Below are 23,103 nucleotides of genomic sequence, written 5' to 3'. Positions count from 1 at the left end.
TATGTTTAACTTTTTTCAAAAAAGCACATTTTTAATTCTATTAGCATCAAGTACGCAAACTTTTGCTCAAGACTCAATTCAGCCAGATGATTCTTGGCATTTCAAAGTAGAGCCAAATATGATGTTGCCTCATATGAAAGGAAAAGCGAGTGTTTCTCGACTTCCGAATGTACATGTAAGTCAATCCCCTTCAGACTTTTTTGAGCATTTGAAATTTGCTGGAATGTTAATTTTTGAAGCCGAAAACAAAGATTGGGTGATTACATCTGATATTATTTATGCTTCTTTAGCTGCAAATGTTAAAAAAGACCCTTTAGTTTTGGATGGTAAATTAACAGCAAAACAATTCTCTTTTGAAGCAGGTTTATTGAGAAAAATTACACCTTGGCTAGAAGCTGGTATTAGTATGAACCTTGTAAATATTAAATCTGGATTTGATGTAAATCTAATCAATCCAGTTTCTTTAAAACCAATGCATTTAGATCGTAGTATTTCTAAAACTTGGGTAGATCCAATGTTAGTTGCAAGAACAAGAAGTTTACCAAACAAAAAGTTTTTGTATAATGTTTCTGGAGAAATTGGAGGATTTGGAATCGGCTCAAAATTAGCATGGCAATTAGAAGGATTGGCTGGTTATCAATTCTCTGATTTATTTTACGCAATGGCGGGCTATCAAATCATAAGTATGGACTACGAGAAAGGAAGTAACAATTCCAACTTTGTTTATGATATGGATATGTTTGGACCAATGATAAAAATTGGCTTTAACTTAAAATAATAACCTTAAAATAAATATATTATGAAAAAATTATTTGTATTATGTGCTTTTACAAGCATATTATTCACAGCTTGCGAAAAAAAGACTGAAAGTACTCCTGCCACTGAAAATAAATCATCACAAAAAATCGATGACTCCACTTCTCAATCTGCTTTAGATTGGGACGGAACTTATGAGGGCGTGATTCCTTGTGCTGATTGTGAAGGAATTAAAACAGAATTAACCTTAAATCAAGATAATACATATACCTTAACAGAGGAATATATCGACAAAAACCTAAAGGTTGAAAATCAAGGTAATATTACGTGGACTGATGATGGTAATTCAATTTCATTAAAAACAAAAGACGATGAATATAAACGTTATAAGGTTGGAGAGAATATTTTATTCCAATTAGATTTAGAAGGAAATGAAATTACTGGAGCTTTAGCACAAAATTATCAGTTAAAGAAAAAATAAATAAGATAGATAAGAAAACGTAACCAAATATGGTTGCGTTTTTTTACTTTTATAAAAAATAAATTAGAAATGACTTTCAATTCACCAATCATATCAACACAAGAATTACATGATAATCTAGATCTTAAAAATTTAATTATTTTAGATTGTACGATTGATAAAGTTGGACAATCAATAAAAGATCAAGAATTAAAATTAATTCCGAATTCTATTTTCTTTGATTTGGAAGGAAAATTTTCTGATCATTCTTCGCAATTTCCTCATACACTTGTTGATGAAAAAACTTTTACAAAAGAAGCTCAAAATTTGGGCATTAATCAAAATTCTATCATCGTTTGTTATGATCGTTGGGGAGTTTATTCGAGTCCGAGAGTTTGGTGGATGTTCAAAGCAATGGGACACAATGAAGTATATGTTTTAGATGGCGGATTACCTGTTTGGATGGATAATAATTTTGTCACAACTTCTATTTATTTTCAATCTACTGTAAAAGGTAACTTTATTGCTGATTTTCAATTAAATTGGTTTGCCGATACACAAGTTATATTAAATGCAATAAATGATGATTCGAAAATAATTATAGATGCACGATCAGAAGGGCGTTTCAAGGGTACTTCTTCTGAGCCAAGACAAGGTTTACGAAGCGGACATATTCCAACTTCTAAGAATTTATTTTTTGAAAATGTTTTGGCTGATACAACATATAAATCAAAAGAAGAACTGAAAGCAATTTTCGAAAAATTGACAGATTCATCCAAAGAAAATATTTTTTCGTGTGGTTCTGGAGTTACAGCTTCCATCCTAGCCTTAGCTTCGACAATTGCAGGTTTTGATAAGGTAAAAGTTTATGATGGGTCTTGGTCTGAATGGGGCGCTGACGAAAATTTACCGATTGAAAGATAGTTTAAAACTATTTTGCATGATTTACAAATCCGAGTAAAAAACTCGGATTTGTAAATTTTAAGCTAAATGTTTTTATTTTTTGGTAAGAAAACTTCCGCCATCATACAGCGAGCGCTTCCTCCTCCTAATTTTTCAATCAAATCTATCTTAACAGGTAATATTGGATTATAAGCCTCAATTTTAGAAATTTGTTCTTGATTAAGCGAATTATAAGCCGTTTGTGACATCACCAAATATGATTGTCCTAAACCTACAACTTGCAACATATTGCCAGCAAATTGATGCACTTGTGCTTCTGTAATTGCAATTATTTCTTTTCCAGCTTCTAATAAATACTCACAAACTGTTTTCTTTTCTTTTTTATCATCGATAGAATCCAAACAAATAATCGCATACTTATCTGCAATACACATCATTACATTTGTATGATAAATTGGTTTGCGTTCTCCATTTACAGTTTGATTCGCATGAAAAATAACTGGCGTATATTCTAATTCCTCACAAAATTCAATCAATAAATCTTCATCAGTTCGTTGAGAAATACATGCATAAGCCAATTCATGCTCGCGATCAAGAATAATACTTCCTGTTCCTTCCAGGAAAATTTCGTCTTCTTCTGCCGATGTAAAATCAATCACATCATCAATATGAAAACCTTTTTCTTCCAACAAACTCAATACATCTTCTTCACGACGCTCTTGTCTCCTATTTTTTGCAAACATAGGATATAACACAACATTTCCGTTATCATGAAAAGAAATCCAATTGTTTGGGAAGATTGAATCTGGCGTATGCGGTGAAGCAGTATCTTTGATCGTGATAACATTTACACCTTTTGAACGCAAAGCAGAAACCATTCCTTGAAATTCTTCTAACGCTTCTTTCTGAATATCTTCTTGAGAATCTGTTGTTTCTGTTTGGAAATAATTGTTAACAGCCGTTTCTGGATTGTAATAAAAAGCTGTTGGCTCAACCATCAAAATAGTTGACGTATATTGTTTTTGTTTCATGTTATTTTCTGATTAATGGCATTGTAGAACATCTTAGTAAACCTCCCATTTTAGAAACTTCGCGGTAATTAATTCGTTCCACTTTTATGTTCCATACATTTTCTAAATGATCATTTAAACGTATAAAATTTTTCTCAGAAACAACAACTTCAGGAGAAATTGAAAACACATTTGGATTCATCCAATACATTTCTTCTTTTGTTACTTCGAATAAATTTTCTTTTCCAAAAATATCGACAATTTGCTGATATTCATTCTCAAATAAAAAGCCATCTTTGTAAATAATTGCTTTGTCTTTCCCAACAGGATTGAAAGTGCAATCTAAATGTAAAATTCCTTCATATGGATTTTCATCATTCTTTTTCAATTCAAAATCCAATACTTTTTTATTCGGAAATTTAGCTTTGATATACTTTACAAACTCAACATTTGTACGTCCTGTTTTATAATTTTTGAAATCTGCTTGTTTGTACGTTCCAACAAAAATATAATCGTTATACAAAATCACATCGCCACCTTCTACATAAACTTCTTCTGGTAATGCATTGATTTTATTTCCTTTGAATTGACGTTTTATTTCGCGATACGCTTGCAATTCTTCTAAACGATCTGGAATAATATTCGAGATAAAGAATTCATCATCAATAACAAAACCGACATCTCGAGAGAAAACTTGATTGCAATCTTCGATCAATGTTGGACGTAAAACTTCAACATTATATTTCTTCAAAACTTGTTCAAATTCTGACATTTCCGCAATCAAATCTTCTTCTTTTGGATAATCATTATTCTTTACGGTTTCATAAGATTTGGCATCGAACGTCTGATCAAGTGTTGGATTAGCTCCGTTAGATTCTGCTCGACCCAAGACTACAGTTTGCAGTTGAGCCGTTTCATTCTGTACATTTAATCGCATAATTTATTGTAGTTTTTAATTTTATGTTCCAAAAAAAATCCCGCAATAGCGAGATTTAATTTTGTATAAATATACATTTATTTTTGAATTCCTAAAGCTTTCAAACCATTTACTGTTGCAATATTTGAAAGTTGTTCCACATCATAAAAGTGACAAGACTCTAGCATTACTCTCAATTCTGTAAGTAAATGACCATCAGAAAAAGGTTTATAAATATCATTAATATTATCTGTTCCGAAGGCAACGTTAATTCCTCTTGGAATCATTTCATCAACTGGCGTTACCGAGTTGTGCGAAGGCGCCAAACGCTCTGTACGATTGTGATCTATCCAAGCAGTTGGACAAGAAACAATGTGCATATCTGCTTTTTTAATTAAATCATATAATTCGTAACGATATTTTCTTGGATGAGCCGCTACAGAAATTGAGTGAACCGCAGAAACTTTTCCTTGCATTCCGTGTTCAATCGTTTTCAAAGCTAATTGTTCCGTTTCTTTTTCTTCGTCTGTGTTAAATTGATCAACATGAACGTGAACCAATTTATTTTTTGCTTTTGCAGTTGATAATAAAATATCTAAATGCTCATCTTCTCGACCGAAATCTTTTGCAGGTAAACCTCCGATAATATCCACAAAATCAGAAGACATATCAAACCATTCGCGCGCTTTTGGATCGATAACTCCTTTCAGTACTTGATTTGCAAAACGCATTTCGATGTCTTTTCCGTAATTATCTTTTAAGCGTTGAGCAGCTTGTATACTACGATCTTCAATCACTTCATCCGCATCAATAAAAGAACCAATTGCTTGACAACCTTGCTCTAACATGAAATTAATCGCTTTTTCCATTCGGAAATAAATATCATCAACAGATGAATTACGTTTCATATCATCAACTAAATGCCATTTTTCTTTTAAGTAAGAATTTGATAATGCGAAAGTGTCCGAAGTCAATGAATAAGCTCTATCTAAGTGTGAATGCGTATTAACCCAACCTCCTTTTTCGTTGATTTTTTCAAGTACTTCTTCAATTGGATTATAGTTCTGTTTGTTCATCGTGAGTTTGTTTGTTTTCGGGATGTAAAATTAACAAGATTATTCAATAGAAATGAAGCGATATTATCAAAAAGATTTCTGTAACTTTGTGCCTTTGTTAGTAACATGAGCAAGCAAAAAAAATCCAACAATAGTTGGACTTTTTTGTTTGTTTATTTTTTTTAAGAAAAAGTTCTATTTTACCATCTGGATATTTTGAATTAGGCTTTGTAAATTTTAAATCATCTACTAAATCCATATTTACTGCAATAAAACTTGCATAATCAACATCTTTTCCGTCAATTGAATAACCTATTTTTAAATCTTTTTTTGGTTAAGAAATGATTAATTTAGAATTTTTAATTCCAGGAATTGTATCATTCAAAGTTTTAGATTGTGCAAAACTCAACAATGGAAGAAATAAAAAAGCTAATAGTAATTTTTTCATATCATTAATATTTGTTCCATAATTTCTCAAACTTTTATGTTATGATTCTTTCTCTTTTTTGGAAACAATATCAATTTTTCCGTTTGGATATTTTTTATCTGTTTTGATTACTGTAATATATTTAATTTCATCTGGACTCATTTTCGTAAAAATACTTTTATCAACTCTCTCTCCATCAATAAAAATTGCAGGTCTACTATTTTCATATTCAGAAATAGATATAGAACTTGGTACAATTCTATTTAAAACTTTTTCATTTGAATTTTCTTGTGCAAAACTCAACATTGGAAGAAATGCAAAAGCTAATAATATTTTTTTCATAAATCGTTAATTTATATAAAGTTAATTAAATATTTTATAAAAACTAATTTTTGTATGTTCGTTTTACAGATTGAATTCCTTCAATATTTTTCATTTCCATCATGATTTTTTCTAATTCGGCTTTATTTTTAACTGAAACTGTAATCTTTCCATCAAAAATACCTGCATCCTCAGATAAATTAATACTATGCATGTTCAACGAGTTATTTTTTGAAATAACTAACGTAATATCACTCACCATTCCAGCTCGATCCAAACCTTGTAACTCAATCAACGCTTTAAATTCTTGTTGAGAAGAATCAATCCATTTCGCTTTTATAATTCTGTACGCATAATTTGCTTGTAACGAAACTGAGTTTGGACAATCTACCTTATGTACTTTTATTCCTTTTGAAACTGTGATAAAACCATATACTTTGTCACCCGGAATTGGATTACAACAACTCGCTAATTCATAATCTAAACGCTCTTCATCATTCCCAAAAACAAGACTATCTAATTTCGTTTTGTCGATAGAAATATTATCTTTTTTAGTTGTATTGAATGTTGATTTTCTGAAACGGTTAATCAATCCTGTGAAACCAGTATTTCGTTCTGCAAATTTACGTAAATCATTGTTGTCAATAATTCCCATTGCAACATTATAAAATACATCTTGACTCGAACTTAACTTAAAGTATTGCTGTAACTGATTAATCGTATTTTCACTAAAATCAACCTTTAAATGTCTTAATTTACGTTGAATAATTTCTTTTCCATCTTCTGCAACTTTACGTTTATCTGAGTTTAAAGAAGCTTTAATTTTACTTCTCGCTTTACTCGTTACAACATATTCTAACCACTCTAATTTTGGTTTTTGTTGTGTTGATGTAATGATTTCTACTTGATCACCACTTTGCAATTGATGCGACAGCGGATACAATTTTCCATTCACTTTTGCACCCAAACAATGGTCACCAACATTGGTGTGAATAGAGTAAGCAAAATCCAACGAACTCGCTCCTTTTGGTAACGAATGCAAGTCTCCTTTTGGCGTAAAAACATAAATCTCTTTGGAGTACAAATTGAACTTGAAATTATCCATAAACTCAATCGCATCCTTAGTATCTTCTTGCTCCAACATTTCACGAACTTGATGAATCCATTCATCAACTTTCGTTTCGTCGTCCGATATATTTTCTTTGTATTTATAATGTGCTGCGATACCCATTTCGGCAACTTCGTCCATTCTTTCGGAACGAATTTGTACTTCTACCCAACGCGCTTGTGGTCCCATAACCGTTACGTGAAGCGATTCATAACCAGTAGTTTTGGGTTGAGAAATCCAGTCGCGCATACGTTTTGGATTTGGAATAAATAAATCCGTCACCAACGAATAAATTTTCCAAGCTAAGAATTTTTCATTCTTTTTATCTGAACGATAAATTACACGAATCGCAAACAAATCAAAAACTTCCTCGAAAGGAATTCCTTGATTAATCATTTTTCGATAAATTGAATTGATTGATTTTGAACGACCTTTGATCTCAAATTCTAAACCTTCGGCTTCAAGTTTTTCTGAAATAGTCTTACAGAAATCATCAATGTATTTTTTTCTTTCGGCTTCAGTTTCTGTTAATTTATGTTCAATATTAAAATATGCATCTGGTTTAGTGTATTTCAAACTCAAATCTTCTAGTTCAGATTTGATGTTATACAATCCCATTCTGTGAGCCAAAGGCGCATATATAAAAATAGTTTCGGATGCTATTTTTAACTGTTTATCCTCTCGCATACTTTCTAACGTACGCATATTGTGTAAACGATCGGCAATTTTGATCAAAATCACACGCACATCTTCAGATAAAGTCAGTAATAATTTTTTATAATTTTCAGATTGTATCGAAACATCTTGTTTATTTAAGACAGCAATTTTTGTTAATCCATCTATAATTTTTGCAATCTTTTTTCCAAAAAGTTTCTCAATATCTTCTAACGTATATTCAGTATCTTCTACTACATCATGCATTAAAGCCGCAGAAATTGATGTAGCACCAAGCCCAATTTCGTCAGCAACAATTTTGGCAACAGCAATCGGATGATAGATATATGGCTCGCCTGTTTTTCTACGCTGATCTTTATGCGCATCAACAGCCAAATCAAAAGCTTTACGAATCAGCTTTTTATCTTCATCTGATAAAGTGACATATGTATTTTGAAGCATCTCTTTATAACGTCTCGTTATCTCAATGTTCTCTCTCTCTAATTGTTCGTCTGTAATAACATGAGGCGTATCCATCTTTCTTATGTTTTTGTTGATTTAGAAAAAAGCTTTAATTCCCTTTATTTATCTGCTTTCTTCGAAGGATTAAATATACAATATTTTATTTTTTATTGACTATAATATTCAACTGATTTTATCACGTTTTTTAAGTCTTTATTTTTAATCAATCTAATTTATAACGTACTTTTTACACTATTAATTTAATAATAAAAGTTGATTAATATAATCTGATTTTATCAATTTACAATTATATACTACTTTTTATTGTATAGTTGATAAATAATTAACTGTCCTAAAACAAACATTTTAAACTTTATTATTAATTCTAAACATTTTTCTAACTTAACAAAACAAATAAAACACAGCACACACATAAATGGATTACAAAACTTTATACTCAAAAAGTATTGAAGAACCTGAACTTTTTTGGAAAGAAGAAGCGCAGAAATTAGCATGGTCAACTTACCCTGAACAAATCTTAAAACAAAATGAAAACGGATATTATTCGTGGTTTGTTGACGGAAAAATAAATATGAGCCGTTTGGCTTTGGAGGAAAATATAAAAGCTGGACGCGGAGAACAATTTGCTTTAATTTACGATTCTCCTGTTACAGAAGTTGTTCAAAAAATTACGTACAATCAGCTTTTAGAAAAAGTAAGTCGTTTTGCAGGAGGTCTTACATCCTTAGGATTATCAAAAGGTGATACAGCAATTATTTATATGCCTATGATTCCAGAAGCAATTGTTGCGATGCTTGCTTGTGCGAGAATTGGTGTAATACATTCTGTTGTTTTTGGAGGTTTTGCAGCGCCAGAATTAGCTATTCGTATTGATGATGCTCAACCTGATGTTATTATTTCTGCGTCTTATGGAGTAGAAATTAATCGTCAAATCAACTATAAACCATTGATTGATGAAGCAATTGAATTAACACTTTACAAACCAAAAAACATTGTCATTTTTGAACGTCCAAATCACACCGATGATTTATCAGCAGAAAACGTTCATACCTATGATGAAATGTATCAACATCAACCTATAGAACCTATCGAAGTTCCAAGTACACATCCATTATATATTTTGTATACTTCTGGAACAACTTCTACGCCAAAAGGTGTCGTACGCGATACAGGAGGTTATGCAACTGCACTAAATTCGACAATGAACTATTTTTATGATTTAGAACCAGGTGATACAATTCTTACTGCAAGTGATATTGGTTGGGTTGTTGGACATTCCTATATCGTTTATGCGCCGTTAATTTATGGTGTTACAACGGTTATTTATGAAGGAAAACCAATCAAAACTCCTGACGCTGGAGCTTTTTGGAGAATGGTTGAAGAACATAAAATCAAAAATGTTTTCACAGCTCCAACAGCAATTCGAGCAATTCGAAAAGAAGATCCAGAAGGAAAATTATTCCAAAAATACGATACGTCAAGTCTGAAACGTTTATTCTTAGCAGGAGAACGTTGTGATACATCTACTTATTATTGGTTAAAAGAAATTTCAAAATTACCCGTTATTGATCATTGGTGGCAGACAGAAAGCGGCTGGCCAATGTTAGGAATTTGTGTTGGAATCGAAAATATAATGCCTGAACATGGCGCAGCTGGATTACCTGTTTTTGGGTATAATATAAAAATTGTAAATGAAGAAGGACAAGAAAATGATATACGAGAGGAAGGTTCTATCGTGATTCAGCTTCCACTTCCTCCTGGTTGTATGACAAGTTTATGGCGAAATGAACACCGATTTATAAAAGGTTATTTTCAACAATTTCCGAATCATTATTTAACTGGTGACGGAGGTTTTAGAGATGAAAATGGTTTTGTATTTATTACAGGTCGAACTGATGATATTATTAATGTCGCTGGTCATAGGTTAAGTACTGCAACAATGGAAGAATTGGTTTCTTCTCATCCTGATATTACAGAATGTGCGGTTGTGGGAATTAAAGATGAATTGAAAGGTCAAATTCCAATAGGTTTGATTGTTACAAAAGAAAACGCATCAAAATCGGAAGAAGAAATCGAAAAAGATTTGATTGCTTTATTACGCAAAGAAATTGGCGGAATTGCCTGTTTCAAAACATCTATAATAGTTAACAGACTACCAAAAACACGAAGCGGAAAAATATTACGCAAAACTTTATCTCAAATTGCAGACGGAACACCATTCACAATTCCATCTACAATTGATGATGCTACAGTTTTAGATGAATTAATTCACGAATTTTCAAGAAGAAACGTAGGTCTAGCCTTTGCGATTTCGTCAATATAATCCATTTTATTCATTCACTATTTCAAAAGCAGTAATTCCTACTATTACTGCTTTTTTTATTCATTTTTACATAAATTTGAATTAGAAATATCATTCAATGCCAAATCAATCCAAATCATTAGAAGATGTGCACGAAAGTGTTCAAATCAAAAAAGGAAAGTTTAGAAAAATCCTAAGTTTTTTTGGACCTGCCTACTTAATAAGCGTTGGTTACATGGATCCGGGAAACTGGGCAACCGATTTAGCAGGCGGCAGCCAATTTGGTTATACTTTGATTTGGGTTTTATTGATGAGTAACATAATGGCTTTGTTATTACAAAGTTTATGTACACGTTTGGGAATTGTTCGACGAAAAGATTTGGCGCAATGTAACCGAGAAACTTATCCGAAAGGAATGAATCTCATCTTGTATATTTTAGCCGAAATAGCTATTGCAGCTTGTGATTTAGCAGAAATTTTGGGAATGGCAATTGGTCTAAATTTACTTTTTGGAATAGATTTGATCTATGGTGTTTTAATCAGTTTCTTAGACACTTTTCTCCTACTTTATCTTCAAAAATTAGGCATGCGAAAAATGGAACTTTTCATTGTTGGTTTAATCACGATGATTGGTTTATGTTTTTTAACCGAAATGTTTTTAGCAAAACCAGATTTTGGAGAAGTTGCAAAAGGATTTATTCCATCTATTCCAAATAGCGCTGCATTGTATATCAGCATTGGTATTATCGGCGCAACTGTAATGCCGCATAATCTTTATTTACATTCTGCACTCGTCCAAACGCGGCAAATAAAACGCGATGATTTTTCAATCAAAAAAGCCCTCAAATATAACTTTTGGGATAGCGCAATTGCTCTGAATTTAGCCTTCTTTGTCAATGCTGCAATCTTAATTTTAGCTTCATCCGTATTCCATAAAAACGGCTATCACGATGTTGCAGAACTGAGCGATGCTTATAGATTATTGGGGACAACTTTAGGAACAGATTTGGCTCCAAAATTATTCGCAGTTGCTTTAATTTTAGCTGGACAAAGCTCTACAGTTACAGGAACTTTAGCTGGACAAATTGTGATGGAAGGATATTTACATCTACGTATTAATCCTGTTTTGAGAAGAATTTTGACACGATTATTAGCCGTAGTTCCAGCAGTTGTAGTCATTCTTATTTTTGGAGAAAAAGAAGTCGGTTCTTTACTAATTTTCAGTCAAGTTATCCTAAGTATGCAATTGGCTTTTGCGGTAATTCCGTTGATTCATTTTGTGAGTGATAAAGCGAAAATGGGGAATTTTGCAATCAATACAACAACCAAATTTTTTGCATGGACAATCGCTTTTATTATTTCATTTCTGAATGCGCAATTGGTGTATGAAGAAGTTAATAAATGGATGGCAAATAGTGAATCTTACACTTTAAATATTTTTCTTATAGCGTTAGAAATAGGACTTTTAGTTTTATTATTGCTGACATTTTTTATTCCAATTATGTTGAAGAAAAATGAAGAACATCAAAAGGAAATTCATGAACCATTTGAGAAGTTTACGTTAGAAGAAATTTCGAATCAACATTTCAAAAAGATTGTTGTTGCGTTAGATTTTTCGAAAACGGATAGAAAAGTGATTAATTATGCGACACAATTAGCTACTACAGAATCTACCATTATTTTGGTTCATATTATCGAAAGTGCTTCTGCAAAATACACGGGAGAGCGTACGAATGATGAAGAATCTCTGTCAGATTTGAAACGTTTAGAACAATATGCAGAGATCATTCGACCTTTGTTTAATGAAACTAAAATCGAATTAGGTTACAATAATCGAATCAATTCAATTGCTGAAATTTGTAAACGAAATCAAGCAGATTTGTTGATTGTTGGTTCGCACGGACACCGAGGTTTTATGGATTTTATTTTTGGAGAAACGATTAATAAATTAAGGCATCGCGTTAATATTCCGGTCTTTATTGCAAAATAATAAAAAGCCATTCAGAATTTTTCTGAATGGCTTTTTGATTAGATTAAAATATAAAAATTATTTGATCGATAATAATTCAATCATTTCTTTATTTTCTTGTAAAATAGCATGATCTAAAGCAGTTTTACCATTATTATCTTTAATGTTTAAATCTGCACCAGCTTCGATTAGTTTTTTGGCAATTTCATTTTGACCAAATGTTACAGCAAAAATCAAAGCAGAAGCTCCATTAAAATTCACTTGATTAACATCAGCCTTATTCGCAATTAGTAAATTTACCATTTCAGGAAATCCTCTAAAGACGGCTCCCATCAACGCATTGTTTCCAGATAAATCTTGCGCATTAGGATTTGCTCCTTTTGATAATAATACTTTCGCAGCGTCTGAACTGTTATTATAAATCGCTAAAATTAAAGGTGTAAATCCACGTTGATTTGCTTCATTTACATGTTTTCCATTCGAAATTAATTCTTCTATTTGCTTCACATTATTTTCTCTCGCCGCACTAAACAAATCTTGTGCATAAATTGAAGAAAAACTGAATAGAAATAAGGCTAAAAATATATACTTTTTCATGATAATATTGATTTTATGAAAGTCATGGAGCCAAACTCAATCGACTCCAATCCAATAGAAATTATTTTGGTAAATATTGCTTTACATCGCTCATAGAAGTATTTGTAGCCTTCATCAAACGTGTTCCATATTCTGTATTTGCTTGGTAAAAATGTGCAATCATTTTATGAACAATTACTTTATTTTTAACCGAATTTAAAGCTCCAGATAAATTTTTGATTAAGTTATCTTGATCTTTTTTAGAGAATGATTTGTACAAATCTCCAGCTTGTACAAAGTTATTTTCTTTATCAATGACATGCTGAGTTGTTATAGCTCCTGCAGGAAAAACAGATTTTGAATACTTGAATTTTGCATTATCTACAACCTCAGGAAGATTAGTTGAAGGTTGATAATTTACATCACCTTTTTGCTCACGGATCGACATATAACCGTCTTGATTATATGTTTTTACACTATTTTTTGGTGCATTAACAGGAATTTGTTGGAAATTACCCGTTAAACGATGACGTTGTGTATCAGAATAGGAAAACAAACGACCTTGTAACAATTTATCTTCAGAAGCTTCAATTCCTGGAACCAACGTAGCTGGAGCAAATGCTGCTTGCTCAACTTGTTGAAAATAATTCGTTGGATTCTCATTCAATGTCATTGTTCCAACTTTAACTAACTTTACAACAGATTCTGGCCAAATTTTCGTTACATCAACAGGATTGAAATCTAATTTATCAAAATCTTCTCGTTTCAATAATTGAACATATAAATCCCATTTCGGAAAGTTTCCTTTGTCGATTTCATTACGTAAATCTAATGTTGCATGTTCTATTTCAGTCGATTGAATTTTATTCGCTTCTTCTTGTGTTAAATTTTTCGTTTCTTGTTGAGGAACCCATTTGTATTTCACATAAGTTACTTCACCTTTTGCATTTACCCATTTGTAAGCATGTACACCATTTCCTTCCATTTGACGAAAATTTGCAGGAATTCCATAATCTGAAAACAACCACGTTAACATATGCGTAGACTCTGGTAAATTAGAGAAAAAATCAAATACACGATTTGGATCAGATGCGCCATTTGTTACAGGAGATGGCCTGAAAGCATGCACCATATCTGGGAATTTGATCGCATCTCGAATAAAGAAAACAGGTAAATTGTTTCCAACTAAATCGTAATTTCCTAGTTCTGTGTAAAATTTAACAGCAAATCCACGTGGATCACGATAAGTTTCTGGCGAACCTTGTTGATGCGTTACAGTTGAAAAACGTACAAATAATGGTGTTTTTTTACCAGCTGTTGACAAGAAATCAGCCATTGTCACATCAGAAAAATCTTTATCAGCTACAAATTCTCCGAAAGCTCCAGCTCCACGCGCATGAACAACACGTTCTGGAATACGTTCGCGATCAAATGCTGCTAATTTTTCAATTAAATGAATGTCCTCCAACAAAACTTGTCCGTTATTTCCGATTGTTTTAGAATTTTGATTATCTCCAACTGGAGCGCCTGTGTTTGTTGTTAATTGTTGGGCAAATCCAATCGTAGAAAGGAATGCTAAACTTAATACTAAACTTCTTTTGATCATAATTATAGTTTTATTCTTTATTTATCATTTTAAGACAGAGCAAAACTAAATCTGTTATAATTATAAATCAAATCTATAAAATCTATTAGATATAATTAATTTTTATAATAATTATAACCCAATCCTTTACAAGGAAGAAAAAGGTGATATATTATTTCGCAATAAATGAATAAATAAAAATGATGAAGAATTTTAGAAATAAAAAAAAACCACTTATTTAGCGGTTTTGAGAGATATTATTTAATTTTTTCTAAATCGTTGAAAAGACATAGAAGGTTTAATTTTTATCGATTCATTAGCTATTAATACCATTAAATTCAAATGCTGATTGAACATCCATAGTGAATTTCCTTCAACCTCTACTCCTTGTGGAGTTCTGATAAGTTCTAAATTTATGTACATCATAATCTATAATTTTTTGGTTGACGCTAATATTGTGTTAAAAATAATTTTTAATGTTAATTTCATTTAACACAACTGATAAAATTAAAAGTTTCTAATAAAATTCAGTATTTTGTATTTGTTTTTTAATAAACATAAATTATACCAAAAAATATACAAATGGTTTCCTTCATGTTAAATTTTAAGAAATTTGACTCCAACCAACTTTATCTTTATGATTTTCAATAAAATATTTTTTTGTTGGCTCATAAATCGAAGAAGAAAGTGTCGGATCTTGTGAAAGAATAGCTTCTACACATTTTCTTGCAGCATACAAAACTTCTTTGTCTTTCGCTAAATCAGCAATTTTAAGATTGAGAACTCCACTTTGTTGCGTTCCCATCATATCACCAGGACCGCGCAATTCCAAGTCAACTTCTGCTACCTGAAAACCATCATTAGTTTCACACATTGTCTGAATTCTACGTTTCGAAACTTCATTCAATTTCCCTCCCGTCATCAAAATACAATACGATTGTTCCGCTCCACGACCTACGCGGCCACGAAGTTGATGCAATTGAGAAAGTCCAAAACGTTCAGAATTTTCAATAATCATCACCGACGCATTTGGGACATTAACACCTACTTCTATCACAGTTGTCGCCACCAAAATTTGAGTTTCATTATTTTTGAAACGATTCATTTCAAATTCTTTATCCGCAGGTTTTTGACGACCATGCACAATACTTATCGCATATTCTGACAACGGAAAAGCACGAGAAATACTCTCGTAACCATCCATCAAATCTTTCAATTCTAACTTTGCTGATTCTTCAATCAGTGGATAAACCACATAAATTTGACGACCTTTCGCAATCTCATCTTTCATAAATTTGAAAACGCTTAAACGATGCGCATCTGTTTTATGAAGTGTTTTGATAGGTTTTCGTCCTTTTGGCAATTCATCAATCACCGAAACATCCAAATCGCCATACATTGTCATCGAAAGTGTACGTGGAATTGGCGTGGCTGTCATCACTAAAATATGTGGTGGAAGTTTAGCTTTTCTCCAAAATTTAGCACGTTGAGCGACTCCAAAACGATGCTGTTCATCAATAATAGCTAATCCCAAATTCTGAAAAATCACATTATCTTCTAACAAAGCATGCGTCCCGATAATTATTTTAAGGTTTCCATTTTCAAGGTTTTCTAAAATTGGTTGACGTTTTTTCTTTGTCACCGAACCAGTCAATAATTCAACTGAAACATCCAAACCATTCAGCAATTCTGTAATGCTTTCGTAATGTTGTTGTGCAAGAATTTCGGTTGGCGCAATTAAAGCCGCCTGAAAACCATTGTCAACTGCAATCAACATCGTTAACAACGCAACCATCGTTTTTCCAGAACCAACATCACCTTGCAACAAACGATTCATTTGCGCAGGTTGACGAAGATCAAAACGAATTTCTTTTATCACTCTTTTTTGTGCATTTGTCAATTCAAAAGGTAAATATTCATTGTAAAATGTATTGAAATAATGACCAATTTCTGGAAAAGGATTACTTCTATTCTTTTGTTTATTGACTGCTTTTTGAGAGAGATTAGCAAGATTTAGAAAGAAAAATTCTTCAAATTTTAGACGTCGAATTGCCGCATTTAATTCTGTTACATCTTTTGGAAAATGAATTGCTTTTAAGGCTTCATTTCTTCCAACTAATTTATAATGATCGAGAACATTTAATGGTAAATTCTCAGGAATATCATTATTTTCAGCAAAAAGATTCATCATCATTTTCTGAAGAACACGATTCGTTATTCCTTTTTTTGTCAACTTTTCGGTACTCGGATAAACTGGAAATAATCCAAGCGGAATATTTTTAGCATCTTCAACTAATTCAATTTCAGGATGTGTGATACTGAAATTATTATTGAATACATTTGGTTTTCCGTAAATGACAACTTCTTTGAAAAGATCATTTCTCAATTTCTCCTTTTGCCAAGAAGAAACTTTGAACCAAACCAATTCTAAAGTTCCTGTCCCATCTTGAAATTTCCCAACCAAACGTTTTACTTTTCCTTGATTAATTTCTTCTAAACTAACAATTTTACCTTTCAATTGAATTTCGGCAGCTGTTGAAGAAATTTCAGAAATTTTATAGAATTTTGATTTATCAACATAACGAAAAGGAAAATGTTGTATCAAATCTTCGTATCTAAAAATTCTGAATTCACTTTGCAATGTTTTAGCACGCTCAGGTCCAGCACCTTTTAAATATTCTATTGTTTTTTTTAATGGATTTTGATACATTTTTCTACTTTCGAAAGTCGCAATTTACCAATTTTTAACGACAAACAATGTCATCATTGTTACAAAATAAGCTCGTAGAATTGCATTATATTTGTAACAAATTAGAATCAAATGAATTTAACAGAATACATCAACAAAGGTTTATCATACGAAGATTATATCACACGCGTTGAAGATGATTTGGAAAACGAAATCGAAAACGATGATCCGAAAGAATATGTACAATATTATGCTTTGGGATTGCAACGCATGAACAGAATTTTTAAAACATTCAAATTAAATCCTGCGCAAGAAACACGCGTTAAATCAACTTCAAATAATTTAAAATTATTAGTCATTACAGAAGGTTGGTGTGGAGATGCATCTCAAATTTTACCTGTTGTAGAGAAATTGGCAAATGCGCTTCAAGTTTCGACGCATTATGTTTTACGTGATGAGAACTTGGAGTTGATGGAAAAATACAAAACAAATGGAGCGGCTTCTATTCCAATTATTATTGGAGTGAATGAAGAAAATGAAGAAGCTTTCCGTTTTGGTCCTCGTCCACAAGCTGGAATGGAAATGTTGGCGCGTTTCAAAAGTAATCCTGATACGTATTCGGCAGATGATTTTCACGAAGATTTACAAAAATATTACAACAACAATAAAGGTGAAGACATTGTAAATGAAATTTTAGATTTGATTGACGAAAACATCGGTAATTAATCATTTTTTTCAATTTGTTCAACTTGTTATTTGTTCGCATCTTTGTGTAAGATTTTATTGAAAAAGAAAAATGAAAGGAAATAAGCAAATTATTTTTGCCATCGTTGTAGTTGTCGCTTTAGTCGCTATTATGTTTACGCCAATTGGGACATTTTTTAAAGGTAAAATGGAAGACAATAGCCACGTTGCAGGCTCTGATATAGAATTAACAGAAAGTGATTATGATATTGATTTAATTGGTCATAACGGCGCTGCGAATACAAACTTGATTGATTTCAAGAAAAGTGGTGAAGTTGTTTTCCTAAATTTTTGGGGAAGCTGGTGTCCTCCTTGTGTTGCAGAAATGCCAACAATTCAGAAATTGTATGAAGCAAAAGGACAAAAAGTAAAATTTGTATTGATTGCAATTCAGGATAAACCAACGGTTTTTAATCCGTTTTTGCAAAAAAATAATTATACAATGCCAGTTTACGAGCCAAATAGTCCAATTTCAAATAATATGTTACCAAAGGTTTTTCCAACAACATATATTTTAAATAAGAAAGGTGAAGTTGTGTTGAAAGAAACAAAAACAAGAGATTGGAATGATAAAGAAATTAATGATTTATTAGATAAATTAATCGCTGAATAATTTTATTCAAAAACATAAAAAAGCCGTTATTAATTGATTAATAACGGTTTTTTTTATATCTGTAAGTTAACTCTCTTTTTAATTTTCTCTCATCAACGCTAATTGCAATAAAGCAGTTGTTGTATTTTGATTACGGGTTGTAGCACTTACATTTAGTAATTTTTCGAAAAAATTATTGGTCAATTTTGTTTTTCCATAACCAGAAGGACAATATAAATAAACAACATCATCAGCAACAAAATATTGTTCATCTTCAGTTTTTGAACTTTCAACTTTTTCAGTATTTATTTCCTCAGGTTTATTTGCCAAAAACGTATAATGCAAAAACTCTTTATCAATGCTCAAATCCTTTAAGAATGGATTATTTTCAATAATGTTTTTTAATTTTTCGATGGTAAGAATCAAAACTGGAACTTCAAAAGATAGACTTTCAACAATTTTATCGTGAATTAAATCTCCAATTTCTTTGATATCAGTCAAATTTGTCGAAAAAACCGCATTACCACTTTGCACATAAGTCGTCACATTTTCCAGTCTAAGTTCCTCCAAAAGTTTGGTCAAAACATCCATTTTGATGATTTTTTTACCACTTACATTTATACCTCTCAGGATTGCAATAAAAGTATTCATAAAACTATCTCTATTTACGAGAAACTTTGTTTAAAATTATGAAAATAAATATAATAGAAATTTTAAAACAAATCCCTAATTGTTACAATAATTTTGATAAATTAGCATCATTCTGAATAATAAAAAACTAATAAAACCTATGACTACAAATAGATTAGAAGCTTTTAGCGACGGCGTTCTTGCTATTATTATTACCATTATGGTTTTGGATTTGAAAGTTCCTCTTGGAGATGATATCATGAGTTTGAAACCTTATATCCCAAAATTTCTGAATTATTTGTTCAGTTTTATTTATGTTGGAATTTATTGGAACAATCATCATCATCTTTTTCAGGCAATTGAAAAAGTAAACGGCGGAATTTTATGGAGTAATTTACATCTACTTTTTTGGTTGTCTTTGCTACCTGTTTCGACTGGTTGGATGGGCGAAAATTACGACTCAACTTTTCCTGTTGCTTTTTATGGATTTGTCCTATTTATGAGCAGTTTAGCATTTATGATTATTGAAAAAATTGCTATAAAACAAGAAGGAAAGGAATCTGTTATTGGAAAATCTGTGAGTAGAAGTTTAAAAGAAAAAACCTCTAGTATTGGTTATTTAGTCGGAATTGGAATTTCATTTGTAAAACCAGAAATTGGTATTGTCATTTATGCTTTAATCGCTTTATTGTGGTTGATTCCAGATAGAAGAATTGAAAAATCGATGCGATAATTATTGATAATTTTCCACTGAATCGATTAATTTTTGAAGAAGATTTGATATAGAATCTTCTTCAAAATTTTTAAAAGATTGTCCTAACCATAAATTCGTGAACGCTGTATTTTCATTTAATTTCGAAGCGTTTCTCAATGGATTAGTCAATTTATTTTGATAAGGATAAGGTAAAACAAACTCGGAATTTTCAAACAAACGAATAAATTCATTCTCAATTCCTCGTGCATATCTTCCGGAAAAACTTTTTGTCAAGATAATTTCATTTTCCTTTACATTTTTTAATTGCTCTTTTTCGAACGATTTTAAAGCACTTTCATTGGAACACAAAAACAAACTACCAATCTGAAAAGCGTCTGCACCCAACTGTTTAGCTGCCAAAAGTGTTTTCGCATCATAAATTCCACCAGCAAAAATCAACGGCTTTTTCACAACATCTTTTACTTGCGAAACCAAAGAAAAACCACCAATTTGAGGCAAAATATCTGGATTAAATGTTCCACGATGTCCACCTGCTTCAATTCCTTGCACACAAATCACATCAATATTCGACTTTTCCAATTGTATCGCTTCTTCCAGCGTCGTACAAGTCCCTATTAATGTCACATCATGTTCTTTAAGACGATTAATTGAATTATCATCTAAATTACCAAAAGTAAAGCTCAAAATTTTACATTTTTCTTGTAAAATTACATCTATTTGCTCCTTATAACCATTTGGTTTTACAGCTTCAATCTCAGGAAAAACAACTGCAAAGTTTTGTTGATGCGAAAGCTCAATTAACTTATCTTTTGTTGCATTATACCTTTGTTTTAATTCTGGTGTAATTTCAGGAATATCGTTTGCAAAAATATTGACAGCAAAAGGTTTATTCGTTATTTTTTTGGTTTGATAGATTCGTTTCAACGAATTTTCTGAATCCAAATCGGCAATTGGCAAAGAACCTAAACAGTTACAATTACTCGCTGCAGCAACCATTTCTGGTGTCGTTACTCCAAACATTGGTGCTTGAATAATCGGATATTTTACACCAAATAATGCTGTTAGTTCATTTTGCCAAATCATCTTTTTTTATTTTAAATTTTCTTTCAATTTAGGCATAAAAGCTTTAATTGCAGGAAGTAAATCCTCAAAAATTGGATTATTTTTATTCTTCATTACCACTTCCAAAAATAACTTCAAACCTATTGCAAATTCCACTGATTGATTTTCATTTTCGAACGGGTTTTTAGATTTTATCATTTCAATAATCTTAAAAATCTCATCATGATTCATAAAATCTAAAACAATTGGAGCTTGTAATGGCGCATCTTTGTCTAATAATTCGGTCTGTTCTAATGTTAATTTGTAGTGATTTCCTTTTTTTGTCATAAATCTAATTTTTCCAAAAGTAACAGATTAGAATTATCAAAAATCAAAATGATTATTCGTTTAATTGATTGAATAAATCAATAATATTTATTCAAAAAAAGAGTCACATTTTTGCAACTCTTCTTTCGTTATTTATCAACTCCCTGATTTACTTGATTATGACGTTCATTCATTGCTTTCATTTCCGCCATAAATTCTTTGTCTGTCACAACTTTTCCCTTTGTTGGCAAAGTAATCACAACATCTTTATCTAAAATTTCGATTTCTTTCATCGTAAAAACAGCCTTGAATTCATCTGTTGACATTTCTGCTTTCACAATCAAGCCTGATAAATTAGCATAACGATAAGGACCATCTCTATAAGGTAAACTCGTTGTATACCACGCAATCACCTCTTTTCCATCCTCGTCTATTCCAACTGCTTTTGTCGCGTTATAACCTGCTATTTCTGTTTTTTCTTTGGTGATTTTCCATTGATAATCAAAAATTTTATCTTTAATCAAAAAGGTTTTCACACCAAAATCTTTCACATTATAAAATTCATTTTTTTCATAATCTTTATATTGTGGATTTGCTTCTGCAGCAATAATCATCTGCGCAATAGAATTGTCATTAGATTGATTATTATCAATTTTAATTTCAGGTTTGAAAGAAGACATTTTTCCATTACTCTCCAATACAAATTTCACCGAAATTCCGCGATCTATTTCACTTTTGAAACTCGCTTGATACGCAGCAGGAATACTACTTTTGATTTTATCGAAATCTAAAATAAAATCTGTGTTATAGATTACTTTTATGTTCTCCTTTTTAGCTTGTGCAAACGAAGCAATACAAGAAATAGTCGTAAAACATACCGAAAGTATAAGTTTTTTCATGTTATAATAATTTATGGTTTTGTTAGTTTCAAAAGTAAAGAATCAAATGAAATGAATTTGTTAAATATGACACAATAAATCATATCAGATTCATAAAATATGATTTAAAAACTTAACAATTTCCTAAAGTTGAGAATCATACAAATTGAACGAATAAATATTACTTTTAAAATATATTGACAACCAAAATTTATGAAATTACAAAAAGGAATTACAGGTTTTGACGCCACTCCTAATTATACAATAGAAGATTTAGAGAAAATTCTGAAAGGAATTAATTATCCATTTATCAAGACAGAAATTGTTCTGAAAGCGAATGATTCTTACCCGTTGTGCATATTAAATAATTTGAGTTTTTAGATTATTAATATTTCGATTAAAGTATGTTTTATTAATGTACTGAACCAAAGTAAGTGCAGTAGTTTTAGCTAAAATTCTGGTTTTAAACCCTTCGAAAGTCTTTGCATAATTTCGTCTAATCATAAACTGATCACATAGTTGAGAAAATAACGTTTCAATTCTTTTTCGATACTTTTTGAATGGATAAAACTGAGGTTTATACTCTTTTTGATTGGATCTTTTCGGTGTTTCTAATTGTATATTAACTTTATTAAATAAGTCAATTTGAATTGTTTGTGACAAATATCCTTTGTCTCCAAGTAGCAAACAATCATACATTTGAGTTTTAACATCTTTCAAAAAATGAATATCATGAACAGATGCGGGACTAATATCAATACTCTGGAAAACACCATTTAAAGAACAAATAGCATGAAGTTTATAGCCATAAAAAGACATTTGCTGAGAAGCACAAAAACCTCTGTTTGGTGCACTATACTGATGTTCTTTGCAAATTTTCGAGCGATTAATTCTTGCTATTTTACACACTTCCAACGGCATACTATCAACTATGAAACAAGTTTCAAATTCATTAAATTCTT

General features: G+C 31.2%; 23 protein-coding genes. 9 read left to right on the top strand and 14 right to left on the bottom strand.

Annotation, left to right across the window (positions count from 1 at the left end):
• The first annotated feature begins 1 nt into the window (after position 1).
• From B4J88_RS00285 to B4J88_RS00275, 3 genes are all read left to right on the top strand, one after another.
• Positions 2 to 778: a hypothetical protein gene (locus B4J88_RS00285; RefSeq protein WP_286494815.1), complete on the top strand. Its 777-nt coding sequence runs from the start codon at positions 2 to 4 to the stop codon at positions 776 to 778.
• A gap of 21 nt (positions 779 to 799) precedes the next feature.
• Positions 800 to 1,237: a copper resistance protein NlpE gene (locus B4J88_RS00280; RefSeq protein WP_286494814.1), complete on the top strand. Its 438-nt coding sequence runs from the start codon at positions 800 to 802 to the stop codon at positions 1,235 to 1,237.
• A 69-nt stretch (positions 1,238 to 1,306) separates the two neighbouring features.
• The gene (locus B4J88_RS00275; protein WP_280037937.1) at positions 1,307 to 2,140 is read left to right on the top strand and encodes a sulfurtransferase; all 834 of its coding nucleotides are present in this window, start codon (positions 1,307 to 1,309) and stop codon (positions 2,138 to 2,140) included.
• Between the two features lie 62 nt (positions 2,141 to 2,202).
• Here the strand turns inward: B4J88_RS00275 and ctlX are convergent, their stop codons facing one another.
• The 5 genes from ctlX to B4J88_RS00250 all read right to left on the bottom strand — a co-directional run bounded on the left by ctlX (position 2,203) and on the right by B4J88_RS00250 (position 8,147).
• Positions 2,203 to 3,150: a citrulline utilization hydrolase CtlX gene (ctlX, locus tag B4J88_RS00270; RefSeq protein ID WP_291065816.1), complete on the bottom strand. Its 948-nt coding sequence runs from the start codon at positions 3,148 to 3,150 to the stop codon at positions 2,203 to 2,205.
• 1 nt (position 3,151) lies between these two features.
• Entirely contained in the window at positions 3,152 to 4,066 is a 915-nt protein-coding gene (locus B4J88_RS00265; protein ID WP_291048210.1) for a dimethylarginine dimethylaminohydrolase family protein, read from the bottom strand.
• A gap of 77 nt (positions 4,067 to 4,143) precedes the next feature.
• Positions 4,144 to 5,121 carry an amidohydrolase family protein gene (locus tag B4J88_RS00260; protein ID WP_125349365.1) on the bottom strand — a complete coding sequence of 326 codons (978 nt, stop codon included), beginning with the start codon at positions 5,119 to 5,121 and terminating at the stop codon, positions 4,144 to 4,146.
• A 466-nt stretch (positions 5,122 to 5,587) separates the two neighbouring features.
• Complete coding sequence (locus tag B4J88_RS00255) at positions 5,588 to 5,869, bottom strand: hypothetical protein (RefSeq protein ID WP_038335788.1); 282 nt, start codon at positions 5,867 to 5,869, stop codon at positions 5,588 to 5,590.
• 43 nt (positions 5,870 to 5,912) lie between these two features.
• Positions 5,913 to 8,147, bottom strand: a complete 2,235-nt coding sequence (locus B4J88_RS00250) for a RelA/SpoT family protein (RefSeq protein ID WP_291048205.1) — start codon at positions 8,145 to 8,147, stop codon at positions 5,913 to 5,915.
• Between the two features lie 361 nt (positions 8,148 to 8,508).
• On the opposite strand from B4J88_RS00250, the gene B4J88_RS00245 reads away from it, so the two are divergent.
• Both B4J88_RS00245 and B4J88_RS00240 read left to right on the top strand, forming a co-directional pair.
• Positions 8,509 to 10,416 (top strand): AMP-binding protein, encoded by a 1,908-nt coding sequence (locus B4J88_RS00245; RefSeq protein WP_291065814.1) that lies wholly within the window; start codon positions 8,509 to 8,511, stop codon positions 10,414 to 10,416.
• Between the two features lie 97 nt (positions 10,417 to 10,513).
• Positions 10,514 to 12,385, top strand: a complete 1,872-nt coding sequence (locus B4J88_RS00240; RefSeq protein ID WP_291065813.1) for an Nramp family divalent metal transporter — start codon at positions 10,514 to 10,516, stop codon at positions 12,383 to 12,385.
• A 57-nt stretch (positions 12,386 to 12,442) separates the two neighbouring features.
• On the opposite strand, the gene B4J88_RS00235 is transcribed toward B4J88_RS00240, so the two are convergent.
• The 4 genes from B4J88_RS00235 to recG form a co-directional block, all read right to left on the bottom strand.
• Positions 12,443 to 12,961, bottom strand: coding sequence for an ankyrin repeat domain-containing protein (locus tag B4J88_RS00235; RefSeq protein ID WP_115000247.1), 519 nt, complete (start codon positions 12,959 to 12,961; stop codon positions 12,443 to 12,445).
• Between the two features lie 61 nt (positions 12,962 to 13,022).
• Positions 13,023 to 14,546, bottom strand: a complete 1,524-nt coding sequence (locus tag B4J88_RS00230) for a catalase (protein WP_180906765.1) — start codon at positions 14,544 to 14,546, stop codon at positions 13,023 to 13,025.
• 240 nt (positions 14,547 to 14,786) lie between these two features.
• Complete coding sequence (locus tag B4J88_RS00225; RefSeq protein ID WP_180906764.1) at positions 14,787 to 14,951, bottom strand: hypothetical protein; 165 nt, start codon at positions 14,949 to 14,951, stop codon at positions 14,787 to 14,789.
• 178 nt (positions 14,952 to 15,129) lie between these two features.
• The gene (recG, locus tag B4J88_RS00220) at positions 15,130 to 17,235 is read right to left on the bottom strand and encodes an ATP-dependent DNA helicase RecG (RefSeq protein ID WP_180906763.1); all 2,106 of its coding nucleotides are present in this window, start codon (positions 17,233 to 17,235) and stop codon (positions 15,130 to 15,132) included.
• A gap of 111 nt (positions 17,236 to 17,346) precedes the next feature.
• Here recG and B4J88_RS00215 point away from each other — a divergent pair, with 111 nt between their 5' ends.
• A complete protein-coding gene (locus tag B4J88_RS00215; protein ID WP_180906762.1) occupies positions 17,347 to 17,940 on the top strand; it encodes a thioredoxin family protein in 594 nt (197 codons plus the stop codon).
• A gap of 70 nt (positions 17,941 to 18,010) precedes the next feature.
• On the top strand, positions 18,011 to 18,571 hold the full coding sequence (locus tag B4J88_RS00210; RefSeq protein ID WP_180906761.1) for a TlpA family protein disulfide reductase: 561 nt from the start codon (positions 18,011 to 18,013) through the stop codon (positions 18,569 to 18,571).
• Positions 18,572 to 18,649: 78 nt separating this feature from the next.
• Here the strand turns inward: B4J88_RS00210 and B4J88_RS00205 are convergent, their stop codons facing one another.
• Positions 18,650 to 19,201: a DUF1697 domain-containing protein gene (locus tag B4J88_RS00205; protein WP_180906760.1), complete on the bottom strand. Its 552-nt coding sequence runs from the start codon at positions 19,199 to 19,201 to the stop codon at positions 18,650 to 18,652.
• A gap of 139 nt (positions 19,202 to 19,340) precedes the next feature.
• Between B4J88_RS00205 and B4J88_RS00200 the strand changes: the two genes are divergently transcribed.
• Positions 19,341 to 19,913 carry a TMEM175 family protein gene (locus tag B4J88_RS00200; RefSeq protein WP_291065809.1) on the top strand — a complete coding sequence of 191 codons (573 nt, stop codon included), beginning with the start codon at positions 19,341 to 19,343 and terminating at the stop codon, positions 19,911 to 19,913.
• Here B4J88_RS00200 and B4J88_RS00195 read toward each other — a convergent pair whose 3' ends face one another.
• The 3 genes from B4J88_RS00195 to B4J88_RS00185 all read right to left on the bottom strand — a co-directional run bounded on the left by B4J88_RS00195 (position 19,914) and on the right by B4J88_RS00185 (position 22,162).
• Positions 19,914 to 20,978 (bottom strand): NAD(P)H-dependent flavin oxidoreductase, encoded by a 1,065-nt coding sequence (locus tag B4J88_RS00195; RefSeq protein ID WP_286473611.1) that lies wholly within the window; start codon positions 20,976 to 20,978, stop codon positions 19,914 to 19,916.
• Positions 20,979 to 20,984: 6 nt separating this feature from the next.
• A complete protein-coding gene (locus B4J88_RS00190) occupies positions 20,985 to 21,284 on the bottom strand; it encodes a DUF3861 domain-containing protein (protein ID WP_115000261.1) in 300 nt (99 codons plus the stop codon).
• A gap of 128 nt (positions 21,285 to 21,412) precedes the next feature.
• Complete coding sequence (locus B4J88_RS00185; RefSeq protein WP_115000264.1) at positions 21,413 to 22,162, bottom strand: GLPGLI family protein; 750 nt, start codon at positions 22,160 to 22,162, stop codon at positions 21,413 to 21,415.
• Between the two features lie 192 nt (positions 22,163 to 22,354).
• On the opposite strand from B4J88_RS00185, the gene B4J88_RS00180 reads away from it, so the two are divergent.
• Positions 22,355 to 22,522: a hypothetical protein gene (locus tag B4J88_RS00180; protein ID WP_291065806.1), complete on the top strand. Its 168-nt coding sequence runs from the start codon at positions 22,355 to 22,357 to the stop codon at positions 22,520 to 22,522.
• Here the strand turns inward: B4J88_RS00180 and B4J88_RS00175 are convergent.
• Positions 22,502 to 23,103: IS982 family transposase (locus B4J88_RS00175; protein WP_291065804.1), on the bottom strand; the 602-nt coding region annotated here is incomplete at its 5' end. The genes B4J88_RS00180 and B4J88_RS00175 overlap by 21 nt on opposite strands.

It is taken from the genome of Empedobacter sp. UBA5036 (assembly GCF_002415215.1).
Taxonomy (GTDB): Bacteria; Bacteroidota; Bacteroidia; order Flavobacteriales; family Weeksellaceae; genus Empedobacter; species Empedobacter falsenii_B.
The sequence above is the reverse complement of the archived record's forward strand: the minus strand, read 5'-3'. Positions and strand labels throughout refer to the sequence as shown.